Annotated in this window: 10 protein-coding genes; 8 read left to right on the top strand and 2 right to left on the bottom strand. The window is 38.1% G+C overall.

Annotated elements, in window-relative coordinates:
* Window position 1: 1 nt before the first annotated feature.
* On the top strand, window positions 2–1,237 hold the full coding sequence (locus HX109_RS13095) for an NRAMP family divalent metal transporter (protein ID WP_178952705.1): 1,236 nt from the start codon (window positions 2–4) through the stop codon (window positions 1,235–1,237).
* A gap of 142 nt (window positions 1,238–1,379) precedes the next feature.
* Here the strand turns inward: HX109_RS13095 and HX109_RS13090 are convergent, their stop codons facing one another.
* Together HX109_RS13090 and HX109_RS13085 are read right to left on the bottom strand one after the other, a co-directional pair.
* Entirely contained in the window at window positions 1,380–2,057 is a 678-nt protein-coding gene (locus HX109_RS13090) for a bifunctional 4-hydroxy-2-oxoglutarate aldolase/2-dehydro-3-deoxy-phosphogluconate aldolase (protein WP_178952695.1), read from the bottom strand.
* Window positions 2,058–2,062: 5 nt separating this feature from the next.
* Entirely contained in the window at window positions 2,063–3,085 is a 1,023-nt protein-coding gene (locus HX109_RS13085) for a sugar kinase (RefSeq protein ID WP_178952693.1), read from the bottom strand.
* 371 nt (window positions 3,086–3,456) lie between these two features.
* Between HX109_RS13085 and HX109_RS13080 the strand changes: the two genes are divergently transcribed.
* The 7 genes from HX109_RS13080 to HX109_RS13050 all read left to right on the top strand — a co-directional run bounded on the left by HX109_RS13080 (window position 3,457) and on the right by HX109_RS13050 (window position 14,146).
* Window positions 3,457–6,702, top strand: coding sequence for a SusC/RagA family TonB-linked outer membrane protein (locus tag HX109_RS13080; protein ID WP_178952691.1), 3,246 nt, complete (start codon window positions 3,457–3,459; stop codon window positions 6,700–6,702).
* A 12-nt stretch (window positions 6,703–6,714) separates the two neighbouring features.
* A complete protein-coding gene (locus HX109_RS13075) occupies window positions 6,715–8,526 on the top strand; it encodes a SusD/RagB family nutrient-binding outer membrane lipoprotein (RefSeq protein ID WP_178952689.1) in 1,812 nt (603 codons plus the stop codon).
* 10 nt (window positions 8,527–8,536) lie between these two features.
* Complete coding sequence (locus tag HX109_RS13070; protein WP_178952687.1) at window positions 8,537–9,619, top strand: glycoside hydrolase family 99-like domain-containing protein; 1,083 nt, start codon at window positions 8,537–8,539, stop codon at window positions 9,617–9,619.
* 109 nt (window positions 9,620–9,728) lie between these two features.
* Entirely contained in the window at window positions 9,729–11,861 is a 2,133-nt protein-coding gene (locus HX109_RS13065) for a hypothetical protein (RefSeq protein ID WP_178952685.1), read from the top strand.
* Between the two features lie 65 nt (window positions 11,862–11,926).
* A complete protein-coding gene (locus HX109_RS13060; protein WP_220399467.1) occupies window positions 11,927–12,412 on the top strand; it encodes a carbohydrate binding domain-containing protein in 486 nt (161 codons plus the stop codon).
* Between the two features lie 48 nt (window positions 12,413–12,460).
* The gene (locus tag HX109_RS13055) at window positions 12,461–12,985 is read left to right on the top strand and encodes a YybH family protein (protein WP_178952680.1); all 525 of its coding nucleotides are present in this window, start codon (window positions 12,461–12,463) and stop codon (window positions 12,983–12,985) included.
* Between the two features lie 12 nt (window positions 12,986–12,997).
* Entirely contained in the window at window positions 12,998–14,146 is a 1,149-nt protein-coding gene (locus tag HX109_RS13050) for an acyl-CoA dehydrogenase family protein (RefSeq protein ID WP_178952678.1), read from the top strand.
* Window positions 14,147–14,153 lie beyond the last annotated feature (7 nt).

Raw genomic sequence — 14,153 nt, 5'->3', positions numbered from 1 at the left:
GATGCTACTAACACAAAAATTAAACATCATTGTCAAAAACCTTGGCCCTGCATTTTTTATCATTGGATATGTAGTAGGGACAGGAAGTGTCACTTCCATGGTAGTTTCAGGTGCCAATTTCGGACTTTCCCTATCTTGGGCGCTTTTTCTATCCTGTTTTTTTACTTTTTTTTTAATAGCGGCCATCAGTAAACTCACAATTGTTTCTGGAGAAACCTTACTTTACAATTTTAAGAAGCATTTTGGAAAACCTGTAACCCTTTTTATAATACTTGCACTTATTATATCTATCGTGTCCTCTTGCATTGGTATTATGGGAGTGGTTGCAGAGGTGGTTGTAGAATGGATTAGGGTAAATACTAATATAGACTTTTTAAATCAAATTTACATTAGCCTACTTTTTATAGCTTTATTAATAACCCTTTTTTGGCTAGGAAAACACCAATATTTCTTAAATATAATGGCTTTCCTAGTAGGTTTTATGGCCTTGTCTTTTATTATTACCAGTATCATTGTTTTAAAGGAATCGGAATTTCCCTTAAAAGCCTACTTCCCTGAATTACCGGAAGCAGGAAATACTGGATTGGTAATTGCCGGTATGGTGGGAACTACCATGGCAGGTATATGCCTTATATCTCGGAGCATACTTGTCCAGGAACAAAACTGGAAAATAGCAGATCTAAAAACAGAACGTAAAGATGCCATTTACTCTATGGTAATGACTTTTCTTATAAGTCTGGCTATTATGATAAGTGCTACGGGAACCTTGTACTTTCAGGATATAAAAGTGGATAGTCCCATCGACTTAATGCATGCATTAGGACCTTGGGCGGGTGAATTCGCCTTGACCTTATTTACATTGGGAATATTGGGTGCGGGCCTATCTTCAATTTTTCCTAATCTATTATTAACTCCATGGATCATTTCAGATTATAAGAAAGAGGATAGAAATATGAAAAAACCACTATATAAGCTTCTGGTAGTAATAGTGGCACTCACCTGTTTAATTGTCCCTATCATGGGTGGTAAACCTGTTTGGATATTAATAGCCTCACAGGCTTTCAGTCCCTTTATCATGCCCTTGATTACACTATTTCTATTGATTTTAATCAATAAAAAAAGTGTAATGGGAGATTACAGGGCAAAACTAGGTCTCAATATCGCATTAATAGCCACATTAATCTTCAACCTATTCATGATGGTGATAGCTATCGAAAGTCTTATTGCCATTATCTGAATTTAATAGCGGGCAAGGGAATGTTACAACACATAGGATCCTACAACCAAAATGTTTAAATAAAATGTCAGGAGCTTTTAAATGTACTGGGGAATCCATTCTTAGCAAAGGTTCCCCTAAAAACCTCCAGTTATAAACACTTTTACAACAAACCTCTGTCCCGTCTAATTTTCAAAATCTTATCTTTAACCTCTGTTACCCGCTTCTTTAAGCTAATAAAATCACTTTCACCAGTAAATGAATTTCCAATAAGATTCGACCCAAGCCCTACGCAATCCACTCCAGCTCCGAACCATCCTTTCAAACTATTTTCTTCCAACCCCACCCCTCCGGTAGGCATTATCCGTGTCCAAGGTTGCGGTCCTTTAATTGCTTTAACAAATTCCGGCCCATATAAAGCTCCTGGAAATAATTTAATTATTTCACAGCCCAATTCCTCAGCTTGGGCTATCTCCGTTAAGGTGGCACATCCAGGCATCCACAGAACTTTCCGTCTATTGCAAACTTTAGCTATGTCTTCCCTTAAAACGGGAGTTACAATGAACTTAGCTCCCATCTGCATATATAGGGAAGCTGCTCCAGCATCGGTCACGGAGCCAACTCCTAATAGTAATCTAGGAAGCTCAGTTTCGCTATATTCAAGTAATGATTTGAACACCTCCAATGACGCATAGCCGCGTGCTGTAAATTCAATAACAGTGGCCCCACCTTCGTAGCAGGCGTGTATAATTCTTTTACAAACCTGTACATCATCGTTGTAAAATAAAGGTATAAATCCTATTTCCTTAACTTTTTCTGAAATTTGTATTCTTGTTATCATACTATCTATCTATCAACCAATGCTTGGCCCTTTTGAGTAATCATTTTTTCAATTTCTTCTACTGATGCAATTCCATAGTCACCATTTACAGTATGCTTAAAGCTGCAAGCGGCAGTTGCAAAGTCTACTGCGTATTGCGATGATGCTTCAGGTTCTAGCAATCCATGGATTAACCCGGCCATAAAGGCATCTCCGGTGCCAACTCTATCTACAACTGGTAATATATCCCAAAGTCTTGAAGAATAACAATGGTTTTTATCGTAAAGAATTCCTCCAATTTTCTGATGGGATGCGCTCAAGGAATACCTTAAAGTAGTCCCCATATAAGAAACATTAGGAAAGTTTTCAAGGAAGTGATCATAGGCAAAAGCTATACTTTCAAGATTCGAATAGTCTGGATTTAATTTTTCCATTCCTGTCATCATACATGCAGTATCCAAGTCACCTAATATTACATCTGTATAGCGAAGAAGTTCAGGCATAATGTCTTGTGGTTGCTTTCCATAGTTCCACAATTTAGACCTATAATTTAAATCACATGATACAGTAATATTTTTAGACTTTGCAACTGCTAACGCTTCTTTGCAAACATTAGCTGCCTCTTGAGAAACCGCCGGGGTAATACCGCTCCAATGAAACCACTTAGCGGCGTCTAAAATTCTATCCCAGTCAAACTCTGCCGAAGAAATGTTAGCAAATAAAGAGTTTTCCCTATCATACAACACGCAACTGGATCTAACGGCATTGCCCTTTTCCATAAAATATAGTCCCAATCTTCCGTTACTTCTAATAATATCATTAGTCTCAATGGCTTTCTTTCGCATTTCTTCCAAGATTTGATTTCCAAAAACATTCTTAGGAAGCTTTGAAATAAATGCTGTTTTTTTACCGAAATCTGCTAATGACATAATCACGTTGAATTCACTTCCCCCATAGTTTGCTGCAAATGATCTTGCCTGCACAAAGCGAGAATTGTCTTGAGTTGACAACCTTAACAAAATTTCTCCAAATGCTATAATCTTATCCATTTATAATGAGAATTAATATGAAAACACAAAAATAATTCTTTTATTACACGTGTGATAAAAAATAGGAATGTTTTTTAAAAAAGATTTCTTTTATGGATTCATAATTAATTGCAACTAATTTTTTAGAAAATAGAATTGGCTATATTTGAGGATTTCCTGTAACAAAAACATCTATTTAAGAAATTATTAAAATAATAATAGAAATATTTGTAAAATAAAATAAATTAAGTAGTTTTGTATTACACGTGTACTTTAATTTATCACACGTGTAATAAAAATTCTATTATGATTTTTACTATTCCCTATTATGTATTATAAAAATTAAACAACCTTTAACTTTTTAATTCAATCTATGAAAAACTAACTGACATATGAAAAGAACAATCATTTTAAATTTCATTTTGATTTTAATGTCCTCCCTAACGTGGGCACAAAATCAAAGTATTTCCGGTAACGTATCAGATATAGAAGGGAATCCTTTACCTGGTGTAACTGTAATAGTAGAAAACACCAATACGGGCACCATGACCGACTTCAATGGTAACTATACTATTGAAGCCTCTCGTGGAGCTTCCCTTAATTTTCGATACATAGGATTTGAACCAAAAACCATTAAAGTAGCAACTACTACAACGATTGATGTAGTTTTAAAAGAGTCTACAGAGCAATTGGAAGAAGTTGTGATAACGGCAATGGGAATTAAAAGAGAAGCCAAATCCGTTGTAAACGCTCAGCAATCTATTGCGGTGGAAGGACTACAGGAAGCGCGAAGCTCGAATTTTGTTTCCGCGCTGTCTGGAAAAGCCGCTGGTGTACAAGTAACCAATTCCCAAACTGCGAGTGGCTCTAATAGAGTTGTAATTCGAGGTATTACTTCATTAAGCGGGAACAACCAGCCTCTATATGTTTTGGATGGAGTGCCACTAGATCAAACTGTGGGAGACGCTCAATCAGGCTCTTGGGGAGGAGGAGATTATGCACCTGTGGATTACGGGGATCCTGTTTCTAATCTAAATCCAGATGATATCGAGAATATTGAAGTCCTCAAAGGTGCCAGTGCATCTGCCCTGTATGGATCAAGAGCTTCCAATGGGGTAATACTTATAACCACTAAAAAGGGTAAAAAGAAAAAAGGTTGGGGGGTCACCCTTACTTCAAACACTATGATTCAAGAAGTAAATCAATATCCCGATTACCAATATGTTTACGGTTCTGGTGCCCAAGGTTCTGTTGCAAGTACTCCAAATCATTTAACTGAAGTAGATGGCGAAACTTATGCTGAAGTTAATTCACATATCAACGCATTCGGAGGGCCGCTGCTGGGATATAATGTTTTCGACTACAATAATACCATAGGGCCATACTCACCAAGGCCTAACAATGTGAAAGAGCTTTTTAAAACTGGAACCACAATTATAAGTGGTGTACAACTTGATAAGGCTACAGACAAGGCTACAGTACGTATTGGTTATACACATACTGGTGGTGAATGGGTTATGGATAGACAAGATCAAATCAACAGGCACAACTTATCGCTAAGGGCCACCGCAAAATTGACTGATAAACTATCGGTAGATGGATCTATGTATTACACAAACGATAACATTACCAACAGGGTAGTTGAAAATGGTAGTTTTAGAAATCCTGCTCAAAACTTTATTCAAATGCATCCCAGTATGTACAGGGGGAACTTAACCCCATGGAAAGACGAAAACGGCCAAGCCACCAGACTTCGTGCGGGTAGTGGATGGTTGTCTAACCCGTATTGGAATATTTATGAAAATTTAAACGAAGATAAAACGGACAGGATTATATCAAAGTTTCAAGTAAATTATGAAATTTTAAAAGGCTGGGATATCACCGCAAAGGTCAATGGCGATTTAAGGCTAACGGAAGGCTTCAGGTATGAGGCTCCTGGCGCGACTTATGACAGGGATGGTAGTTACTTTACATTCAACCAAAATATTACTAACTGGAATTTCGAGGGAATAACTACCTATCGAAAAAACATTAATAACTTCTCATTAGTTTCTGTTTTAGGGGCAAATCAATGGAAATTCAATTATTCCAGAAGAACTGCTACGGTAAACGAGCTTCTGTTTCCAGATGTTTACAGTTTATCAAACAGTGCAGGCGACTATCTAGCTAATGAAGCAGATTCCGAAAGAGTGCTTAATTCGGTATTTGGATCATTGAACGTTGGTTATAAAAGCTTTATCTATTTAGACGCTACTGCAAGAAATGAATGGTCTTCCACTCTTTCTCTCGAAGATAATAGCTATTTGTATGGTTCGTTTGGAGGCTCTCTCATATTTTCAGAGTTTATCAAGAAAAATAACATATTTTCATTTGGTAAGTTAAGAGCTTCAATAGCAGAAGTAGGTAATAGCGCAGCACCCTATCAGGTTTATGATACATACGCTTACGGTGGAAATTACCAAAATATTGCATGGGTAAGCCCCCTAAATCAAAAAAATAAGACGGATCTTAAAAACGAGACTACTAGATCTTTTGAAATGGGGCTGGAAACTAAATTTTTTAAGAACAGGTTTAGTGCTAACGTTACCTATTACAAAACAAACTCATTCGATCAAATTTTATCTGGTCCAGTTACCCCTGTTACGGGATATACCACTTCAGTACTTAATGCGGGAGAGATTACTAATGAAGGTTGGGAAGTGTTTGCAAATGCAAAAATATTGGACGGTCCGTTTAGTTGGAGTATGGATTTAAACTGGTCTACAAATGAATCGTTTGTTAAAGAAATTGATCCACAAGTACCCCGCATCACTTTGAACCAATGGGGAGGAAATTTACTGGTAGTTGCTGAGGAAAATGAGCCTTATGGAAATATTCGTGGTGTGGCTCCAGTATATGATGAAGAAAGTGGACAGGCATTAATTAACCCTTTTAGTGGTCTACCAGTTTGGGAAGCTGATCAAATCCTAGGAAACTTCCAACCAGATTGGTTAGGAAGTATCAATAACTCCTTTAGCTACAAAGGAATTAGCCTCAACTTTTTGATAGAAATGAAAAAAGGCGGCGAACTTTACTCCGCTTCTTATGCCAGACAAAATCAATTTGGTACCCACGCTTCCACACTTCCTGGCAGGGAGGAATTTATTCAATCTGCTAGAATTTATGGGGAATCGGAAAATGAAAGAGCTGGACAAGGCTTAAATGGAAATGATTACAATCGAGGAGATCGAGTTCAAGGAGCTATTGCTCCAGGTGTTATTGCCGAATGGGGTGATCCAGATGGTGATGGCGAATTCGGATGGGTTTCTTCGGGAGAACAAAATAATATCTATTTAAGTCCAGATACTTACTATTTCAATGCTTGGTTTTATAACAACCGTAGCATTTTTGATGCCTCTTATATTAAGCTAAGGGAAGTTACCATGGGATATCAATTTCCCCAATCCATTCTAAAGAACACACCATTTACCAACGCAAAAATTTCATTTGTAGGAAGGAATCTTTGGATAATCCACCAAAATACTCCGAAAGGGCTAGACCCAGAAGCAAATTCGACCTCTGGAAACGGACAAGGAATTGAATTTGGTTCTTTCCTTCCATCGAGATCAATGGGAGTAAACATTAATCTTTCATTCTAAAAAACAACTAATATGAATAAATTATCAAATAATATCATTTTATTGGCGCTATTATTTTTAGGAATGATAAGTTGTACAAGAGATTTTGAAGACATTAACACAAATCCGAACCAGTTTTCTACTGCTACGCCCAATGCCTTGATGACGGGAGCAATGAAAACCAGTTTAGATTTGGTTGGGGGGGAAATGAACTTATGGATGTTTCTATCCTATGCAAGGTATGCAGGAGGGTTGCAAGGGAACGAATTCCATTCTTTTGGTATCTTTGAACAATTCGTTAACAATTACTGGCGGGATCTATATGTAGATGCCATAAAACCATGCGAATCCATAATGGAAATCTATGGAGAAGACCCAAACTATTCCAACAGGGTCGAAGTTGCAAAAATTTGGGCGAGCTATAATTACTCTATTATTATTTCAACTTGGGGGCCAGTACCCATTAGCCAAGCCTTAAGTATCGATAATCTACCCGATGTATTATACGATACCGAAGAAGAGGCTTACACAATTATTTTGGATAGATTAAAAGAAGCCAGTGCATCAATAGATCCATCAGGAGACACCTTCATCAATAATCAAGATGTTCTTTATGGGGGTGATATGACAAAATGGAAAAAATTTGCAAATACGCTGCGCCTTAAAATAGCATTGAGAATTGTAGATGCTTTTCCTGCCTTGGCATCCCAGCACATTAATGAGGTAATTGCAAACGAGTCCTTATTAATTATGAATCCATCCGAAAACGCCATGTTATCTTGGGGGGATGATCAACAAAACTGGAGTACTTTTTACAATCAGCAGACAATCATACAAAATGAAAACCATATTCCTAAGATAAACGACGACTTATACCTTTACCTAAATACTTATAACGATCCACGAATCACAGCGTTTGCTGCAGAAGCGGAAGAAAAGGTAAGATTTGTTGATTCGTTGGAAGAAGGCGGAGGAAGCTCTACTAAAATTGCAGTGGAATATGCAGTACCCTATTTGGGAGAACCTCTTGGTACCAATGCAAACCGTACTTTGGATGCGTGGGGCCTAAACGAAGCAGATAACCCTATAAGGGATTATGTATTTGAAAATTATTCCAATTACAATAATGAATTCATGAAAGCAGACGCCAGTTTCACTATAATTTCATCCGAAGAAACTATGTTTATGCTTTCAGAATTAGCTCTAAAAGGATTTAATACCTCCAACAGTGCCGAAAATTATTATATTAATGCTATTAAGGCCTCTTTTGCAAGATATAATGTTTCGGGAGTAGATGATTATTTAACGCAAGACGGTATTGCATGGGGAACTACTTCAACCGGACAGCGAAACTACAATGGCATAGTAACTACAGGTATAACAACAAATCTAGAAAGGATAATAACCCAAAGGTGGATTGCGATGTTTTTCCAAGGTCACGACGGATGGTGTCTTCAGAAAAGAACTAGAGAAATAGACTGGGCTCCTTTCCTTAATCCTGCAGATAGGCTTGGCGTAGATTTTCTGGATTTCCCTGAACGTATGGCCTTTCCATTATCCGAAATTGTTGAAAACCCTAATGGATATCAAGATGGAGTGAACAAGTTGGGTGGTGAAGACAATCTTGTAACCAAACTTAAGATGAACAGCACAGAAGAAGGTATAAATTGGAACAATGCGGATGCAAGTTTTAATTCAGATTATATTTCCGAATACTATGGCCCGTCCGTTGATGATTTACTTTCAAATGGACTTATAGAAGTAGATCTTACAACTGGTACTCCTCAAGAAATCCAAGCTAAACAGCAACTTGTAAATGATGGTAAAGCATTTGTAAAACTGTAAATGATATAACATGAAAAAAATAAATAACATAATACTATTTGTGGGTATTGTTATGCTCGCCCTGTCTTGCGACAATACCGACACACCTACGGCAGAAGATAATTTTCTTAACTACGAGGTGGAAAGCGTACCTGTAACCGAGGACTATATCGTGGGTGCAAACTATAATAGATTTACTTGGGATCCCGATATTACCGAACAGCCCGTACTTGGACAATATGATGCCAGTAATGGAGACCCTGTAGCTTATCAAGAGCATATCGAGATGGCAAAACAAGGAGGAATTGATTTCTTTATTTTTGGAATGAGATCGGGAGTAAATCCTGCTAATTATTCCTCTGATAGTTTATATGTGGAAACACTGCAAACTGCTCCAAATGCAGGAGAAGTTAATTTCGCTCTAAATTATAATTTTCAGGCAATGGGTCTAAACAACAATACTTCCATCGAAAGTGCAGGTTTGGTCCAACAGTTTATCGATGATTTCACTGCTATGAGTTATTTCTTTCAGCAATCCAATTACATGAAAACTGACGACGGTAAGGCTATCGTATACATATCTCAAGCCAACGATTTAACATCTGATGACAGCGTAACTTTATACAACAATATGAGAGCTGCTGTCAATAGTCTTGGGATAGAGTTGTACATAATAGGAATTCAACCAGCTTGGACACCTCCCCTAAGATGGGATTTCAGATTTGAGAATGCGGTAGATGCTGTTAGCCACGCTACTTATATGGTAGTGACAAGAGCTTTTTACGACAGGTTTGAACTATTTGAACAATACACAGATCAGGCATTAACTTTTGCAAAGGAAGAATTCGAAAGAGTTGGTTTGGAATATGTGCCACAAGTTTCACCATCCTACGATCCTAGGATTTGGAACCCCAATAGCGGTAATTATGTTTTTCCCAAAGATGAAGAAACTTTTAGAACTTTCTGTGACGTAGCCAAGAAAGCTACATCTTCGAAGAGAATAATTACGGTAGATGCTTTTAACAATTGGAACTTTGATACACAACTGGAACCTGCCCAAAGTTACGGTACACAGTATTTGGAAATTTTAAGGGATGAATTTAAAGTAAATTAGATCCCACCAGTGGTTTTAGTGTATAATTCTAGTTCAACATAAAAATCCCTTCTCAATGCTGCTGCAATTTATCTGCAGCAGCATTTTTTATAAATATCTTATGTAAAGTATGAAAAACAGCATCATCTTTTTCCTAACCCTATTGATGTACATTTGTACAAATGCGCAAAACCGAACTCCCTTACCTATACCGGAGAATTTTGATCCTTCGGTAAACATGTTATCCACTATGGTGAATGGAGAGAAAATTCATTGGGCCTATGCAAATGCGCAATTTGTTGAAAAACTATTGGATAATGGTACACCACGGGATATTGAATTGGCAAAAAAAATAATCCCTTCCCTTCTTTCAACCCAGGAGCTAAGAAAAAAATCACCCCATTATGGCGGGTTTCGTTGGGAATTGGAATCTTCCATGGTAAACGACCTCAACGCCGTGGAATTTGTTTTAGATGCCTTAATCCCGGCCATGATCAGAAATGAAAACAAACTTGACAAACAAACAGCCGATACTATAAAACAAGCTATTCGCTTAGGACTAAAAAATATAGCGAACATTGATGTAGGACTAAAATATACTAATATTGTTCTTAAAGACATTTCCAATACCAGCTTAGGAGGGGAACTCTTGGGCGATACAGCAATAGCGAATCGTGGATACCGTAAAATGAAGCAATGGATGGAATTTACGGATCATTCGGGCAGTGCTTACGAATACAACAGTTTACCTTATACCGCCGTAGCGTTGGATGTTCTTTCAAAATTGGAAAAACAAATTACCCACGAGCCTACTCGAATAAGGGCAAAGCTAATGTTAGCCAGATTAAGTTTAACAACTGGATTACATATGCACGCACCTACAAAAAGATGGGCGGGGCCACATGGTCGAGCGTATCATAATTCGTACACCAGTGACGGCGGCTGGTACAAATTAGCTGCAGAAGAGCTTACTACTATAGAGGAATGGATAGAAGATGAAACCATTCCAGAATGGATAGAAGAACTATTGACCGAAAAAGCCTTGCCAAATGAAGTCATTGAAACCGTTGGACGGAATGATGAAATATTTATTTCAACACAACTAACAGAAGATTATACTTTTGGTGTAGCTTCCCGGAATATGGCAAATCAAGCTAACAGATTCATTGCTTGGCAGTCCAATGTTTTCAGTTCCAATTATGTACGCACTAAAAGAGAAGTCCCTGGGACAATCTATACGCGCTATATATTGAATAATGAGTGGTTGGGGGATTTTGCGGCTGGACCTGGAAGACCTAAGGATATGCTTATCCCGGATAGAGGCCATTTTCAAGGTATAATGGAAAACAATCGGGCAATAGGGCTTTACGCTCCCCGCGGTCTGAACGCTATGGACCATTATAGCAGTGCTAAATCTGTAATCGCTTTTCCCCGCTGGAACGATGCATATGACGAAATATGGATAGAAGACCAAAAAGTAACTACTTTCCCTGCCGAATTCAAACCTGGACAAACGGTAATAATCTCGAGTGGAGAAATGATGTTAGGATTACGTCCTTTCACCATTTCGAATTTAGCAACCGGGCCACAATTGTTTATCAAACTACTAGATGACCCTGATCATACTTTAGTAGTTGAACTTTATAACTATGATGGTCCGGAAAAAACATTTTGGGAACTGGCATGGCCAGGGACTTTTTACCAAGGGCAGCCTCAAAATGGTTTTTATGCGGAGATAGTTTCAAAAAAAGATGTTCAAACCCCCTCACAATTATCAAGGCTTATAAACAGGGGTGAATTTATCGATGAAGTTGACCCTAAATTGACCTATACCGGAGTGGAAAACAGATCTTGGAAGGTAGGGTATCAGCGTGATGGAAAGAAGTTGGGAATGACTGTAGATTTATTTGATTGGTTTAAATCGCCTAAGCGCTGGAATTCAAAAGGGGAGATATCCATGCCCATGCTCCAGAGTAAATGGGCTATTGAAAATAGAACCGGAAAAATTGATCTAAACGGTTGCTCCCTTGCCACCCTTTCGGAAAACGCAGCATGGCTCTACACCTCACCTAGTGGAAATACCGTTGTTGCAGGTTACCATGGCACGGCTCCTTCCCCACTCTATCTTAAATTAGCGGATGGCTCGTCCATTGAAATTCCTCAGATGGAGCAAGGCATAATTATATGGGAGAAAGGTAAAGTAAGTATCGATGCTTTAGGCATACATAAAAAACCTATTCTCAAGAAATGTTCTTTAAAATGAAAAAATACGCATTAATTTATACGTTTTTGACAATTCTTACATTTTCGGCTTGTTACAATAAACCAGTGAACAGTACATTAAACAGTTTTACGCAAATTACGGATGGAAGTTTTGAACTTCAAGCTTCTGATAACCTGAATTCCAGTTATATCACCCGACCAGACACGGCCAAGGCCAATTTTAGGATCGTAGAAGATGCTAAGGAGGCATATCATGGCAGAAAGTTTCTAGATTTGACGGCCCAAGCTGGGGACTGGTGGGGTATATCACAAAAAATTAAACTGAAACCCAACAAAAAATACACCACAACTTTTTACATTAAAGGCGATAGTGTAGAAATGCACTGCGGTGCGTTTAATTCAGGAAAATTCCTTGGATGGAACAACGCAATGATCCCTGAAGAAAAATGGCAAAAAGTTTCATACGATTTTTACACAGACTCCACCAATGCCAATACCACGATTTACATCGCTGTAAATCATTCGAGTCAAAACGTAAAAATTCAAATAGACAAACTAGAGGTCGTACAAGAACTACCTCAAAATAACTAACCTTTATTTTAATTTCGATGTAAAGATAAATCATCAAACAAAGAGCAGATGAAAATTTTAATACCTATTGCAAGTCTGATTTTCTTAACAAGTTGTTCCCGAGCAACCCATAAAGAAAACACATTCACCCCTGAAGATGAGAAAAAAGCAATTATAGCTATGACCAATGAACGCTTTGAAAGAATGTTAGCAGAAAAAGACCCACAGAAAATTGCACAAATATACACGGAAAACACGGTAGCGAATCCAGTTTATATGCCCCAGAATGACGAAGTTCTCATTGGAAAACAGGCAATTTTAAAATGGGGCGTACAGTTTTTTAGGACTTATGCACTAACTGCTGGGAATAGTAATCAAGTTCTCTACGATAATTGGATAATCTCCCCTACCACCGCTGTACACAGATACGAAAGCAAAGGTTACTTTATTGAGTTATCTACCGGTGACTCCATAAAGGTTGATCAAAAAACTACCGACGTTTTCGAAAAAGTAAACGGGAAATGGCTGTATTCCTCCCATATGTGGAACTGTAATTCCGAAGAAATAAAAATGTTTAACCCCGATTGCAATTAAAAACTATTTAAAATGATCCAAACCCCTCTTTTGCCCTTAGAAGTGTATCGCGAAATAAAAGAAATGACTGCTAGGTTTTCTGCCGAACACATTAGGCCTATTGCTGAAGAACTTGATAAAAATGAAAATTTCCCAGATGAACTTTACCGTAAAATGGGAGAACAAGGTTTGTTTGGTATCACGGTGCCGGAAAGTTACGGGGGTAATGGATTGGATGTGTATGCCTACGCCATTATTATGGAAGAATTGTCTAAAGGATATGCTTCCGTTGCGGATCAATGTGGGGTAATCGAATTAATTACAACCTTATTGAGCACTTACGGTACGGATTATCAAATAAATAAATATACCCAAGACATTTTAAAAACCAATATTAAAATAGCTTACTGTATAACAGAATCAGAAGCTGGCTCAGACGTCTCCAATGTGACAACTACCGCAACCAAAACACAGAAGGGTTGGGTTCTTAACGGAAGTAAGCAATGGATCCACAATGCACCCATAGCAGATATTGGTTTGGTATTGGCTCGAACGGAACCAGAGTTGGGACATAGAGGAATGAGTATTTTTATTGTTGACCTACATTCCAAAGGAGTAAGCCGAGGGCCCAAAGATCATAAAATGGGACAAAAGGCTTCCCAAATTGGGGCACTCTTCTTTGATGATGTTCTTTTGCTAAAGGAAAATTTACTCGGGGAATTAAACAAAGGTTTTTATATAATGATGAGTGTATTGGAGATAGGACGCGTTGGTATAGGAGCTCTTGCTACCGGTATTTCACAGGCAGCGTTTGAGAGGTCTTTGGATTATGCTAAAACCCGTAAACAATTCGGTAAACCCATTGCCGCGAACCAAGGTATTCAATGGATGCTTGCCGATATGGCCACACAAATTCAGGCAGGAAGGAACCTTGTACATCAAGCAGCCCTACAATTGGATAATAAGATTACCGCTGGAACGGCATGTTCCATGGCCAAGCAATACGCCAGCGATGTGGCCGTGAAGGTTACTGCCGATGCAGTGCAAATATTTGGAGGCAGCGGTTACATAAGGGGCTTCGAGGTGGAAAGATTATATAGGGATGCAAAAATTACACAGATTTATGAAGGAACCAATCAGATTCAAAGAAATATTATTGCCAAGCGTATTCTTTCTGATTGATAAAATT

Source organism: Galbibacter sp. BG1 (genome assembly GCF_013391805.1).
In the GTDB taxonomy this organism is placed as follows: domain Bacteria; phylum Bacteroidota; class Bacteroidia; order Flavobacteriales; family Flavobacteriaceae; genus Galbibacter.
This window is presented reverse-complemented; position numbering and strand designations above follow the sequence as displayed.